General features: G+C 56.4%; 11 protein-coding genes, 1 tRNA gene and 1 pseudogene. 5 read left to right on the top strand and 8 right to left on the bottom strand.

Annotation, left to right across the window (positions count from 1 at the left end; genetic code table 11):
* Window positions 1-38: 38 nt before the first annotated feature.
* Entirely contained in the window at window positions 39-209 is a 171-nt protein-coding gene (locus tag ACZ1G5_RS17665; RefSeq protein ID WP_472734079.1) for a hypothetical protein, read from the top strand.
* Entirely contained in the window at window positions 206-832 is a 627-nt protein-coding gene (locus ACZ1G5_RS17660) for a DUF1638 domain-containing protein (RefSeq protein WP_472734078.1), read from the top strand. Before ACZ1G5_RS17665 ends, ACZ1G5_RS17660 begins: the two co-directional genes overlap by 4 nt.
* Here ACZ1G5_RS17660 and ACZ1G5_RS17655 read toward each other — a convergent pair.
* The 4 genes and pseudogenes from ACZ1G5_RS17655 to purM form a co-directional block, all read right to left on the bottom strand.
* Complete coding sequence (locus ACZ1G5_RS17655) at window positions 829-1,239, bottom strand: SufE family protein (RefSeq protein ID WP_472734077.1); 411 nt, start codon at window positions 1,237-1,239, stop codon at window positions 829-831. The two genes, ACZ1G5_RS17660 and ACZ1G5_RS17655, sit on opposite strands and share 4 nt — an antisense overlap.
* 61 nt (window positions 1,240-1,300) lie before the next feature.
* Window positions 1,301-2,458: a ribonuclease D gene (gene rnd / locus ACZ1G5_RS17650; RefSeq protein WP_472734373.1), complete on the bottom strand. Its 1,158-nt coding sequence runs from the start codon at window positions 2,456-2,458 to the stop codon at window positions 1,301-1,303.
* 79 nt (window positions 2,459-2,537) lie between these two features.
* A pseudogene (gene purN, locus ACZ1G5_RS17645) lies at window positions 2,538-3,132 on the bottom strand (phosphoribosylglycinamide formyltransferase).
* A complete protein-coding gene (purM, locus tag ACZ1G5_RS17640) occupies window positions 3,129-4,169 on the bottom strand; it encodes a phosphoribosylformylglycinamidine cyclo-ligase (RefSeq protein WP_472734076.1) in 1,041 nt (346 codons plus the stop codon). The pseudogene purN and the gene purM overlap by 4 nt, the downstream one beginning before the upstream one ends.
* A 126-nt stretch (window positions 4,170-4,295) precedes the next feature.
* Here purM and ACZ1G5_RS17635 point away from each other — a divergent pair.
* The 3 genes from ACZ1G5_RS17635 to typA all read left to right on the top strand — a co-directional run bounded on the left by ACZ1G5_RS17635 (window position 4,296) and on the right by typA (window position 7,651).
* Window positions 4,296-4,372 (top strand) — tRNA-Ile (locus tag ACZ1G5_RS17635).
* A gap of 98 nt (window positions 4,373-4,470) precedes the next feature.
* Entirely contained in the window at window positions 4,471-5,679 is a 1,209-nt protein-coding gene (locus tag ACZ1G5_RS17630; protein ID WP_472734075.1) for an NADP-dependent isocitrate dehydrogenase, read from the top strand.
* A 154-nt stretch (window positions 5,680-5,833) separates the two neighbouring features.
* A complete protein-coding gene (typA, locus tag ACZ1G5_RS17625; RefSeq protein ID WP_472734074.1) occupies window positions 5,834-7,651 on the top strand; it encodes a translational GTPase TypA in 1,818 nt (605 codons plus the stop codon).
* Here the strand turns inward: typA and ACZ1G5_RS17620 are convergent.
* From ACZ1G5_RS17620 to recA, 4 genes are all read right to left on the bottom strand, one after another.
* Complete coding sequence (locus ACZ1G5_RS17620) at window positions 7,648-8,118, bottom strand: MOSC domain-containing protein (protein WP_472734073.1); 471 nt, start codon at window positions 8,116-8,118, stop codon at window positions 7,648-7,650. The genes typA and ACZ1G5_RS17620 overlap by 4 nt on opposite strands.
* Window positions 8,115-8,402, bottom strand: a complete 288-nt coding sequence (locus tag ACZ1G5_RS17615) for a DUF1330 domain-containing protein (protein ID WP_472734072.1) — start codon at window positions 8,400-8,402, stop codon at window positions 8,115-8,117. Before ACZ1G5_RS17615 ends, ACZ1G5_RS17620 begins: the two co-directional genes overlap by 4 nt.
* Window positions 8,399-11,056 carry an alanine--tRNA ligase gene (gene alaS, locus ACZ1G5_RS17610; RefSeq protein WP_472734071.1) on the bottom strand — a complete coding sequence of 886 codons (2,658 nt, stop codon included), beginning with the start codon at window positions 11,054-11,056 and terminating at the stop codon, window positions 8,399-8,401. The genes ACZ1G5_RS17615 and alaS overlap by 4 nt, the downstream gene beginning before the upstream one ends.
* Window positions 11,057-11,297: 241 nt before the next feature.
* The gene (gene recA / locus ACZ1G5_RS17605; RefSeq protein WP_472734070.1) at window positions 11,298-12,380 is read right to left on the bottom strand and encodes a recombinase RecA; all 1,083 of its coding nucleotides are present in this window, start codon (window positions 12,378-12,380) and stop codon (window positions 11,298-11,300) included.
* Window positions 12,381-12,520 lie beyond the last annotated feature (140 nt).

Genomic DNA, 12,520 nt, shown 5'->3' with positions numbered 1-12,520 from the left:
GGCGTGGCGTTCCTATTTGAGAGCAAACGGAGGATGCCATGCCAATTGAACGTTTGATCGTACTTCTTGTTGTCGTGATCGCCCTTGCCGGGATAACCATTGCAGGTGTGATGGCCCTGACCGGGGGTAGCACCACGGCACTTGCCATGACTAGCCTGATCGCCTTGTGCGCCGCCTTTGTAGCGCGAAAATACAGCAGCCGTTCATGACAACCGATGCGACCCTCACCACGCAGGGCATTGCCCCCAAGGGCGAAGGTCGCGTTCTGCTGATAGCCTGTGGCGCATTGGCACGCGAGATTTTGGCGATCAAAGAGGCCAACGGGCTGGCGCATCTTGATCTGCAATGCCTGCCTGCCATCCTGCACAACCACCCCGAACGGATCGTCCCCGCCGTCCGTGCCGCCGTTGCCAAATATCGCGACGCATATGAGCAGCTTTTCGTGGTCTATGCCGATTGCGGTACCGGTGGTCAGCTACAGTCCGCATGTGCCGAACTGGGCGTTGAAATGATTGCCGGGCCGCATTGCTATTCTTTCTTTGAAGGAAACGCGGTTTTCGCCGCCCGCGATGAAATGACCGCCTTTTACCTGACTGATTTTCTGGTCCGCCAATTCGACGCTTTTGTGTGGGAGCCATTGGGGTTAGGCCGCCATCCTGACCTGCGGGATATGTACTTTGGCAACTATGAAAAACTGGTCTATCAGGCGCAAACCGATAACCCGGATTTGACTGCCAAAGCGCAAGACTGCGCCAGCCGGCTGGGCCTTGCGTTTGAGCGGCGCTTTACCGGCTACGGTGATCTGACGCCCGCGCTGACAGCCCTGTCCTAGATCGCCGCCGCAGCCGTCTCGCGAATACGCTGAACCATCGCCCGCAACCCGTTTGACCGCTGGGCCGACAGATGGTCGTTCAATCCCAAGCGCCCAAGCTCTGCCGCTGCATCAATCTTGCCGATTTCGCTGACCGGCTGGTCGTTATAAAGCGCAATCAGTACAGCGATCAGCCCGCGCACGATCATCGCGTCGCTTTCGCCGCGAAAGGTAAAGGTGTCGCCTTCAATCTTGGGCACAAGCCAAACCTGACTGGCGCAACCATCGACCTTGGTGGCAGGCACGCGCAATGCGTCTTCGAGCGGGTCCATCGCCTTGCCCATGTCGATCACATGGCGATAACGATCTTCCCAATCGTCCAGAAATTCAAAGGTCTCCACAAGCTCTTCAAAATCAGGATTGGCCATCCGATACCCCTTGGTTCAAGTCTAGAAGGCGATGTAGGTCGCCCGCTCCGCCGCGTCTACATCAAAGCGTGACAGTAACGACCTTTTGCCCTTGCACGGCTAGGCCAACCTGCCCTTCACACAGCAGCAAAGCATCATTTCCGAACACTTCACGCCGCCATCCTTTGAGTGCGACAACATCGCGTTCACCCGCCGCCAATGCATCAAGATCGGATGAGCTTGCGATGAGCTTGGGTGCGACTTCGGCATCGTCCGTCTTGGCCTTTAGCAGCACCCGCAACATGTCAGCCAGTGCCGGATTGACCTGCAGTTTGGTCCGCTTGTTGTCGACCTGTGGCATATCATCGGGCTTGACAGCTTGACCTGATCTGATCGCCGCCAGAATACCCTCGGCAATGTCGCCCTTGCGGGCTTCACGCAATAACAGCCGGGACCGGCCAAGATCTTTTTCAGACTGCGGCTTGGTCGAGGCCAGTTCAACCAGCGCATCGTCCTTAAAAACGCGGTTGCGCGGGATATTCCGCTCCTGCGCAAAGCTTTCTCGGAACCGCGCCAACTCACGCACAATCGCGAGGAATTTGCCAGACTGGGTCCGTGTCTTGACCCGTTTCCATGCGTTGTCGGGGTCCGCCTGATATGTGGCTGGATCCTTCAGCACGGCCATTTCTTCGGCCACCCACTTGCTGCGACCAGACTTTGCAAGACGGGCAGACAGATATTCGTAGATATCACGCAGATGGGTCACGTCGGCCAACGCATATTTCGCCTGCGCATCGGTCAACGGACGCCGCGACCAATCGGTGAAACGGGACGACTTATCAAGATCTGACTTGGTGATCTTGCGCACAAGCGTTTCATAGCCAACCTGCTCGCCAAAGCCACACACCATTGCGGCGACCTGCGTGTCAAAAAGTGGCTCGGGAATAACGGCGGCATCAACGTAGAATATCTCTAGATCCTGACGCGCGGCGTGAAATACCTTAACACAACCGTGGTCACGAAAAAGATCGTAAAGCGGCTCCAGCGACAAGCCATCGGCAAGCGGGTCCAACAGAACGGCATCCGCACCATTGTCGTCCTGATATGCCAGTTGCACCAAACATAGCTTGGAATAGTAAGTTCGTTCTCTCAAAAACTCTGTATCAACAGTAACATAAGCGCGTTTTGCAGCCTCTTGGCAGAACGCGGCCAAGTCTGCGGTCGTGGTGATTGTTTTCATTTTTGGTCCATCAATCGCAAAGAAGTGCGGAGCATTCCAACCCTGATAGGACATCGGGCCCATGATGGAAAGTAGACGGTCACTCTTGCAACATTATGGGGCTCCGGTCCCCTTGTGCAAATTGGCGCAAAACACGCGGATAGAGCGCGTGTTCCATCGGCAAAAGCCGCCTTGCAAGCGTTTCTGCGGTGTCATCAGCCGTAACAGGTATCCGCGCTTGACCCAGGATCGGACCGTCATCCAATGCCGCCGTTACTTCATGAACGGTACAGCCATGTTCTGTATCACCTGCCTCTAACGCGCGCGCATGGGTATGCAACCCTTTGTATTTGGGTAGCAAGGAAGGATGGATATTGAGGATCTGACCCTCCCATTTCGCCACGAACTCCGGCGTCAGGATACGCATGAACCCAGCAAGGCAAATAATGTCCGGGCGTGCCGATTTTAGCGCTTCATGCAACGCCGCTTCAAACCCGCCGCGGTCTTTGCCAAAGGGCTTATGATCAATTGCCAAGGACGGAATATCGAGGTCATGGGCTTTCGCAAGGCCACCCGCGGCAGGGTCGTTGGACAAGACAAGGACCGGTCGCGCCGGATGATCACCGCGCATCGAGTGCGCAAGGGCAACCATATTTGAGCCCCCCGGAGATGAGGATCACGACCCGTTTGGTCACAAAAGGGTCCCTGTGTAGCTGACGCCCTCACCATCGGCGACGGTACCAAGCCTGTACACGGTTTCACCCTCCTGGCCCAAAAGCGTTGTCAGCGCATCGGCCTTAACGGCATCGACGACCAAAACCATGCCAATGCCCGCGTTGAAGGTCTTTAACAACTCCGCCTCTGCCATCCCGCCGGTCTGCGCCAGCCAACGAAATACGGGTGGCAGATCCCAAGCATTCAAATCAATGCGAGCACCCAAGTCTGGCAACACGCGCGGCAGATTTTCGGTCAGACCACCGCCAGTGATGTGGGCCAAGGCATGCACACCGCCCGCGCGGACGGCCGCCAATGCCTGTTTTACATAAAGCCGGGTCGGCGCAAGCAATGCCGCACCCAGTTCACCATCCGCAAAAGGCGCGCCGTCACTCCACGCCAAGCCTGACAGATCAACGATGCGGCGCACAAGCGAATAGCCGTTGGAATGCACACCGTCCGAAGCAAGCCCCAGCAACACATCACCTTTAACCACACCGGCGGGCAACTCAGCACCACGTTCCATCGCGCCAACCGCAAAGCCGGCAAGATCGAAATCGCCCGCGTCATACATTCCCGGCATTTCGGCGGTTTCGCCACCGATCAAGGCGCAACCGGACGCTTCACACCCAGCGGCAATCCCTTCGATGATGCGGGTCGCCGCGTCCAGCTCCAATTTTCCTGTAGCAAAATAGTCTAGGAAAAACAGTGGCTCCGCGCCCTGACAGACCAAATCATTCACACACATCGCAACCAGATCAATACCGATCGTATCGACGTTTCCGGTATCAATCGCGATACGCAATTTGGTCCCTACCCCATCGGTGGCCGCAACCAAAACCGGGTCGGTGTAGCCTGCACCCTTTAGGTCAAACAATGCGCCGAAACCGCCCAGACCGGCCATCACACCGGGGCGCGCGGTGCGCTTTGCGGCGGGCTTGATCCGCTCAACCAAGGTATTGCCCGCATCAATATCGACCCCCGCATCAGCATAGGTCAGGCCGTTTTTCTTGGTCATGGGGCAGCTCCTGTCGTGTTTGGCGTTCGTTACCGTATCATCCAGCCAAAGGGAACAGGAATTGGCACGGCCCAACATTCCTGTCTTGACGCAACGGTCCGGTCTGGTACTCCAAAACCCACAAGGGGGCCTGTAGCTCAATTGGTTAGAGCAGAGCGCTCATAACGCTTTGGTTGCGGGTTCAAGTCCTGCCGGGCCTACCATTTCCCTTATCTGTATACAAATGCATACAGGGCTTTCCGCAATCGGTGTGATAGTCTATGCCAAAACCCAGATTCCCCTTCGCCACGGAGACCAAAAGATGTCGAAAATCAAGGTAGAAAACCCCATCGTCGAACTCGACGGTGATGAAATGACCCGCATCATGTGGCAGTTCATCAAAGATAAGCTGATCTTGCCCTATCTGGACATCGACTTGCTGTACTATGACCTCGCGATGGAGGTCCGGGATGAAACCAACGACCAGATCACCATTGATGCCGCCGAAAAGATCAAAGAAATCGGCGTTGGCGTGAAATGCGCGACGATCACACCCGATGAACAACGGGTCGAGGAATTCAACCTCAAACAGATGTGGCGCTCACCCAATGGGACCATTCGGAACATTCTTGGCGGGGTTGTCTTCCGCGCGCCGATTATCTGCAAAAACGTCCCGCGCCTTGTTCCCGGTTGGACTGACCCAATTGTCATCGGGCGTCACGCGTTTGGTGACCAGTATAAGGCCACCGATTTCCTGATGCCCGGTCCCGGCAAGCTGACGATGAAGTTTGTAGGCGAAGATGGCACCGTGATCGAGAAAGAGGTCTTTGATAGCCCGGCGGCAGGTGTGGCGATGGGGATGTATAATCTGGACGCGTCGATTTTTGACTTTGCCCGGGCGTCCTTTAACTACGGCCTCAACCTTGGCTGGCCTGTTTACTTGTCAACCAAGAATACGATCCTGAAGGCCTATGACGGTCGGTTCAAGGATATCTTCCAAGAAGTTTATGACACTGAATTTAAAGATAAATTCGAAGAAATCGGAATTGAATATCAGCACCGTCTGATCGACGACATGGTCGCATCAGCGATGAAATGGTCGGGTAAATTCGTCTGGGCCTGCAAGAACTACGACGGTGACGTGCAATCGGACACTGTTGCGCAGGGCTTTGGCTCTCTCGGCCTGATGACCTCACAACTCATGACACCGGACGGCAAAATCGTCGAGGCAGAGGCGGCGCACGGCACTGTCACGCGTCATTACCGCCAGCACCAAGAGGGTCAGGCAACGTCAACGAACTCAATCGCGTCGATCTTTGCATGGACAGGCGGGCTCAAGCACCGCGCGAAGCTGGATGACAACGCTGAATTGATGACCTTTGCAGACACGCTTGAGAAGGTCATCGTTGATACGGTCGAAAGTGGCTTCATGACGAAAGACCTCGCCCTGCTGGTCGGCCCTGATCAGGGGTGGCTGACAACGATGGGCTTTCTTGAGAAGATTGACGAAAACCTAAACAAAGCGATTTAGATCTCTGCCCTCTGCAAAAAACCAAAGGGGTCGCCCACGAGCGGCCCCTTCTTTTTTCTCTACAAAAACAAGTCTTGGGGCCACGACACAAAGGGGCTAGCTTTTGCTGCGATTGCACGGTATCCGCCCGACAACTCCAGACAAAGGCAGACCTATGGATATCCGTAATATCGCGATCATCGCGCACGTTGACCACGGCAAGACGACACTTGTTGATGAACTTCTCAAGCAGTCGGGCATCTATCGTGAGAATGAGGCCACACAAGAACGCGCGATGGACAGCAATGACATCGAACGCGAACGCGGAATCACGATCCTTGCAAAATGTACCAGCGTTGAGTGGAAAGGCATTCGCATCAACATCGTCGACACCCCCGGCCACGCCGACTTTGGCGGTGAGGTTGAGCGGATCTTGTCGATGGTTGATGGCGTTGTTTTGCTGGTTGATGCGGCGGAAGGCCCGATGCCGCAGACCAAATTTGTGACCTCCAAGGCGCTGGCGCTCGGTCTGCGCCCTATCGTTGTGGTCAACAAAGTCGATAAGCCCGATGGCGAACCTGATCGCGCGGTGGATGACTGTTTTGATCTTTTCGCGGCATTGGAAGCCAGTGACGACCAACTCGACTTTCCGACCATGTATGCCTCTGGACGGTCGGGCTGGTGTGACGCTGAACTGGATGGTCCACGCGAAAACCTTGATGCGTTGTTCGACCTGATCATCGACCACGTCCCTGCCCCGGCACAGGTCGCCCACAAGGACGAACCCTTCCGCATGCTGGCAACAACACTGTCTGCGGACCCATTCATCGGGCGTATTCTGACAGGACGCGTTGAATCGGGCACTTTGAAAGCAGGCGAAACCGTCAAAGCGCTGTCCCGCGACGGCGAGAAAATCGAACAATTCCGCGTCTCCAAAGTGCTGGCCTTCCGAGGTTTGTCACAGACGGCGATCGACGCAGCAGAGGCTGGTGATATTGTCACCCTTGCCGGCATGACGAAAGCCACCGTTGCTGATACGATCTGCGATGTGGCGGTTGAGGAGGCGATCCCGGCACAACCCATCGACCCGCCAACCATCACGGTCACCTTTGGCATCAACGACAGCCCGCTTGCCGGCAAGGATGGCAAAAAAGTCCAGTCGCGTGTGATCCGCGACCGTTTGATGAAAGAGGCCGAAGTCAACGTCGCCATCAAGATTGCCGACACCCCAGGCGGTGACGCGTTTGAGGTCTCGGGCCGCGGCGAACTCCAGATGGGTGTCCTGATCGAAAACATGCGCCGCGAAGGGTTTGAACTGTCGATTTCGCGTCCACAGGTCATTTTCACCGAAGTTGATGGCGTGCGCCATGAACCTGTTGAGGAAGTCACCATCGATGTGGATGACGAGTACACTGGCGTTGTTGTTGAAAAGCTGACCGGTCCACGCAAGGGCGAACTGACCGAGATGAAACCCGCTGGTGCAGGCAAGACCCGCATCATCGCGCGCGTCCCATCACGCGGCCTGATCGGCTATCACGGGGAATTTCTGACCGACACACGCGGTTCCGGCGTGCTGAACCGGCTGTTCCACGGCACGACGCCATACAAAGGAAAAATCGAAGGACGCCGTCAGGGCGTGCTGATTTCCATGGAAAACGGCAGCTCCGTCGCCTTTGCCCTTTGGAACCTCGAAGAACGCGGCAAGATGTTCATCGGCGCGCAAGAGGCCGTCTATCAAGGCATGATCATCGGCGAACACAGCCGCGAAAATGATCTTGAGGTGAACCCGCTGAAAGGCAAAAAGCTAACCAACGTGCGCGCCTCTGGCACAGACGAAGCGGTGCGCCTGACAACACCTGTGACCATGTCACTGGAACAGGCGATTGCCTATATCGACGACGACGAATTGGTCGAAGTCACACCAAACGCGATCCGCCTGCGCAAACGTTATTTGGACCCGCACGAGCGGAAACGGCAAGCACGCGCCAGCTAACCGGGCGCAACCACGTCGCCCACATTAATCATCCCGGGCATGGCGACGCTGGCGTACCAGCCGCCATGGCCGCGCATCGCGTTGCACCCACCGGGACCAAGTTCTTTTTCCATGCGGGAACAGGGCGGACATGGCCCGTGGATTTCTAAGATCGCCTCACCGATACGCAGCAACCCTTTGCGCAGCGCCAAAAGGTTAAGACCAGACACCACTAGATTGCGGCGCAGCGCTTCTGGCGTCACAATCTGATTTTTCGAAAGTGCCGCGATCACCGGCAGGTGTTCAGCTTGGATCAAAGTCACCGCGCGTTTGCCCGCGCGGCCATGATCGCCGATCAAACCCACCTCAGCGACTTCGGCGTGCTGGACCACATCAATCTGCGCATAGCGTTCCGCCCGCAGACCGATCCAATCCAACTTTCCAGCCCGCGCGTGGCGGGCCATCATTTCGCCAAGCTGACCTTTCAAGCGATCTCTTCGACGATGCTCAATTCGCGCTGGCTGGCGCCCTTGGCAAAACCCAGCGCCTCTTGGTAGGCATCTGAATAATAACAATCATGTGCGGCTTGCAGGCTGGGAAAGCGTGCCACGACGTTGCGGGGGCGATCTGGGCCTTCCAACTGCTCATAAGCACCACCACGGGCCAGAAACACACCGCCATGATCCACAATCGCAACAGTAGCGCGCTTGGCGTATTCAGAATAGGCAGCCTCATCCGTCACGGTCACATGGGCAATCCAAAGTGCGCTCATTTCAATTCCTCCAGAACAGCCTTCGCCGCCGCAATCGCAGCATCCGCATTTTCTGCCGAGGCACCACCACCCTGTGCCATATCAGGACGACCACCGCCGCCCTTGCCACCCAATTCAGGCGTAACTGCGCGCAGCACATCGACCGCCGAAACCCGATCTGTCAGGTCAGCCGTCACACCGGCCGCCACAGCGGCCTTGCCGCCTGTGTCTGCGATCAAGACAACGACACCAGAGCCGACCTTTTCCTTGAACTGATCCACCAGCGACGGCAGGTCCTTGCCGGATACCCCCGACATGACCTGACCCATAAAGCAAATGCCATTGATCTTTTCCTGCGCGGGGCCCGCACCTGATCCGCCACCCATCGCCAAATCACGGCGCAGCTGTGCGACCTCATTGGCCAGCGTCTTGCGTTCGTCCAGCAAGGCCTTGACCCGATCCGCCGCCTCAGCCGCTGGTGCCTTAAGCGCCGCAGCAACCAGACCCAACCGCGCGTCCTGCGCGCGCAGGTGGTCCAAGGCCGCCTGCCCAGTCAGCGCCTCGATCCGACGCACACCAGCACTGGACGCGCTGTCGCCCAATGTCACAAAAGTGCCGATCTCGCCCAGCTGCTTGACATGCGTACCGCCACACAGCTCTAGTGAATAGGTTGCCCCATTGGTGCCTTTGCCAGATCCTTCCTGACGGCCCATGGACACGACACGAACCTCATCGCCATATTTTTCACCAAACAGCGCCTGTGCACCCATCGCACGTGCATCATCAGGGGTCATGATCCGGGTCTCAACAGCTGTGTTCTGGCGAATAATAGTATTCACGTCACGCTCAACCTGCGCCAGTTCCTCAGGCGATAGTGCCTTGGTATGGCTAAAGTCAAAGCGCAACCGATCGGGGGCGTTCAATGACCCGCGCTGCGCAATATGATCCCCCAACACCGCGCGAAGCGCCTCGTTCAGCAGATGCGTCGCCGAATGATTGGCCTGAACATTGGCGCGGCGTACAGGGTCAACCGCCAGTTCGGCCCCCTGCCCCTTGGACACCGTCCCCGCGGTCACTTTTGCAAAATGTACGTAGACGCCGGCCACTTTTTTGGTGTCTGTAATCTCGGCCTTGCCTGTTTCTGTCACCAGCATACCGGCATCCCCGACCTGACCGCCGGATTCCGCATAAAATGGCGTCTGGTTCAGCACGATCTGCACCGCCCCGTCCGCGGTATCTGCCACCGCACCATCGACAACAAGCGCGGCGATCTGCCCTTCAGCCGTCAGCGTATCATAGCCCAGAAAATCAGTTGGCCCGCTTTCATCCGCGATATCAAACCATACGGCGCTCTCTGCGGCGTCACCAATCCCAGACCAAGCAGCGCGCGCCTTGGCCTTTTGCGCGGCCATCGCCGCATCAAAGCCGTCAGTGTCCACCGCGCGGCCCTTTTCGCGCAGGGCGTCCTGCGTCAAATCAAGCGGGAACCCGTATGTATCATAGAGCTTGAACGCCGCCTCACCGGGCAAAGCCGCATCTGCGGGCAGACCTGAAAGCTCATCATCAAGCAACTTCAAGCCGCGATCCAAAGTCTGCTTAAATCGCATTTCTTCGTTCAGCAGCGTCTCTTCGATCAACTGCTGTCCCTGACCCAATTCTGGATAGGCAGCCCCCATCTGTTGGACTAACGCTGGAACCAGGCGGTGCATGACGGGGTCTTTGCTGCCAAGCAAATGCGCGTGACGCATGGCCCGGCGCATGATACGACGCAGCACATAACCACGGCCTTCATTTGAGGGCAGCACACCTTCGGCGATCAAGAATGAGGTTGAGCGTAGATGGTCCGCAATCACGCGGTGATGCGTGTTGCCCGAACCATCAGGATCCGTGGACGTGGCATCAGCAGAGGCCTCGATCAGTGCGCGCATCACATCAATATCGTAATTGTCATGCTTGCCTTGCAGCAAAGCCCCGATGCGCTCAAGCCCCATGCCGGTATCAATCGACTGCATTTCTAGGGGCTTCAGCGAGCCATCTTCGAACTGTTCGTTTTGCATAAAGACGACGTTCCAGATCTCAATAAAGCGATCCCCATCTTCTTCGGGCGATCCCGGTGGTCCGCCCCAAATGTGATCGCCATGGTCATAGAAAATTTCGGTACAAGGGCCGCACGGCCCCGTTGGACCCATGCGCCAGAAATTGTCATCCGTTGGGATGCGAATAATCCTGTCATCGGTGAAACCGGTGACTTTCTTCCAAATGTCGGCGGCCTCGTCATCTGTATGATAAACCGTCACCAACAGGCGGTCCTTGTTGATGCCAAACTCTTTGGTCAACAGCTCCCATGTATAGGGAATGGCCTCTTCCTTGAAATAATCGCCAAAGCTAAAGTTGCCCAGCATCTCGAAAAAGGTGTGGTGGCGGGCTGTATACCCGACGTTATCAAGGTCGTTGTGCTTGCCGCCTGCACGGACGCATTTTTGACTTGTCGTCGCGCGGGTATAGTCGCGCGTCTCGACCCCGGTGAACAGGTTCTTGAACTGCACCATGCCAGAGTTGGCGAACATCATTGTCGGGTCGTTGCGCGGCACAAGCGGGCTCGAGGCCACGATCTCATGACCCTGTTTGCCAAAGTAATTTAGAAACGTGGAACGGATGTCAGCAAGGCTGGTCATGGCGGACTTTCAGGTGATCATTGACGTTGACTGGCAGAAATAGCCCTGCACCTGCACGCTGTCCACAGTCAAACGGACACAGGCGCCCCCTGTCTTGTCAAACTGGCCTCGCGGCACGCCAAATTTGTGGCAAACCAGTGGGCCATATGAAAAAGGGTGCCGCGTTTTACGGCACCCCATCCCAGAGTATTTTCCACCATGTTTCATGGTGTCGGCGTTTCAGCAGTCGCCGTCTGCACCTTTAGACTTCGACAAGATCATCATCACCGTCATCGGTCCCGCCTTCGGGCAGATCAAAGTCCAGACCGTGTGCCGCACGGATCTTATCTTCGATCTCAAGCGCCACGCTTGGGTTTTCCTTGAGGAAAATCTTCGAGTTTTCACGCCCCTGCCCAATCCGTTCATCACCATAGCTGAACCAGGCACCTGATTTTTCGACCACACCGGCCTTCACGCCCAGATCAAGCAATTCGCCCATCTTCGAGATGCCTTCGCCATACATGATGTCGAATTCCACCTGTTTGAACGGCGGGGCCACCTTGTTCTTGACCACTTTCACACGGGTCGCGTTGCCCACAACCTCATCGCGGTCTTTGATCGCGCCGATACGGCGGATATCCAGACGGACAGAGGCATAGAATTTCAGCGCGTTACCACCTGTTGTGGTTTCAGGTGAGCCGAACATCACACCGATTTTCATCCGGATCTGGTTGATGAAAATCACCATACAGCCAGAGCGGTTGATCGACCCTGTCAGCTTGCGCATCGCCTGCGACATCAGACGCGCATGCACACCAACAGAACTGTCGCCCATGTCGCCCTCAAGCTCGGACTTCGGCGTCAGTGCTGCAACCGAATCTACAATCACCATGTTTACGGCACCAGAGCGGACCAGCGTATCGACAATCTCCAACGCTTGCTCGCCCGTGTCAGGTTGTGAAATCAGCAACTCATCCAGGTTCACGCCCAGTTTCTTGGCATATTGCGGGTCCAGCGCGTGCTCGGCATCAACAAAGGCGCAAACGCCGCCTTTTTTCTGCTCTTCCGCAATCGCATGCAGGGTCAGGGTCGTCTTACCCGACGATTCAGGGCCATAAATTTCAATCACGCGGCCTTTCGGCAGGCCACCGATCCCCAATGCAATATCCAGACCCAGCGAACCCGTCGATGTCGCCTCAATGTCGGCCATCTGATTCTGGCCACCAAGCTTCATGATAGAGCCCTTACCGAACTGCCGTTCGATCTGCGCCAGCGCGCTTTCCAGCGCCTTTTCTTTGTCCGCGGTCTTCTTATCTGTCATTTTGAGGAGTTCTGCCGTTGCCATGTGTCCTGTCCTTATTTCACGCCACCCTTGGGGCGGCAATCACTGCTTTTGTTCTCATTGTGTTCTCATCGTTAATGAGATCAAAAGCAGAACATTGCAACATAAATTTTCACTGCTCATCTTCATCCAAAGGTGGTTAA

The sequence above is a fragment of the Yoonia sp. JB2-21 genome (assembly GCF_055693545.1).
This window is presented reverse-complemented; position numbering and strand designations above follow the sequence as displayed.

What these genes read in the sequence shown, in the direction of transcription:
- ACZ1G5_RS17665 (WP_472734079.1), top strand. Translation starts at nt 39, where the DNA reads ATGCCAATTGAACGTTTGATCGTACTTCTTGTTGTCGTGATCGCCCTT.
- ACZ1G5_RS17660 (WP_472734078.1), top strand. Translation starts at nt 206, where the DNA reads ATGACAACCGATGCGACCCTCACCACGCAGGGCATTGCCCCCAAGGGC.
- ACZ1G5_RS17655 (WP_472734077.1), bottom strand. Translation starts at nt 1,239, where the DNA reads ATGGCCAATCCTGATTTTGAAGAGCTTGTGGAGACCTTTGAATTTCTG.
- rnd (WP_472734373.1), bottom strand. Translation starts at nt 2,458, where the DNA reads ATGAAAACAATCACCACGACCGCAGACTTGGCCGCGTTCTGCCAAGAG.
- purM (WP_472734076.1), bottom strand. Translation starts at nt 4,169, where the DNA reads ATGACCAAGAAAAACGGCCTGACCTATGCTGATGCGGGGGTCGATATT.
- ACZ1G5_RS17630 (WP_472734075.1), top strand. Translation starts at nt 4,471, where the DNA reads ATGTCGAAAATCAAGGTAGAAAACCCCATCGTCGAACTCGACGGTGAT.
- typA (WP_472734074.1), top strand. Translation starts at nt 5,834, where the DNA reads ATGGATATCCGTAATATCGCGATCATCGCGCACGTTGACCACGGCAAG.
- ACZ1G5_RS17615 (WP_472734072.1), bottom strand. Translation starts at nt 8,402, where the DNA reads ATGAGCGCACTTTGGATTGCCCATGTGACCGTGACGGATGAGGCTGCC.
- alaS (WP_472734071.1), bottom strand. Translation starts at nt 11,056, where the DNA reads ATGACCAGCCTTGCTGACATCCGTTCCACGTTTCTAAATTACTTTGGC.
- recA (WP_472734070.1), bottom strand. Translation starts at nt 12,380, where the DNA reads ATGGCAACGGCAGAACTCCTCAAAATGACAGATAAGAAGACCGCGGAC.